We start from the raw sequence: 234 nt of genomic DNA, 5'->3' as shown, positions 1-234 counted from the left end.
GAAGGCAAAGATACGCAGACGGTCGTCAACGCGCTCATCAAGAATGCTCGCAAATTGCCGCAGGAACTCTACAAGTCACTGACCTGGGACAGAGGCACGGAGATGCACGGGCACAAGCAATTTACGATGGCCACCGACATCCAGGTCTACTTCTGCGATCCACGCAGCCCCTGGCAGCGCGGAAGCAATGAGAACACGAACGGGCTGCTCAGGCAGTACATGCCCAAGGGCATC

1 protein-coding gene is annotated in these 234 nt (G+C 57.3%); it reads left to right on the top strand.

Annotated features, from left to right (window positions below):
- Positions 1-234: IS30 family transposase (locus tag QN397_RS26705; RefSeq protein ID WP_323502536.1), on the top strand; the 234-nt coding region annotated here is incomplete at both ends.

Origin of the sequence: Variovorax sp. RTB1 (assembly GCF_035018765.1) — a bacterium.
GTDB lineage: Bacteria > Pseudomonadota > Gammaproteobacteria > Burkholderiales > Burkholderiaceae_C > Variovorax.
The sequence above is the reverse complement of the archived record's forward strand: the minus strand, read 5'-3'. Positions and strand labels throughout refer to the sequence as shown.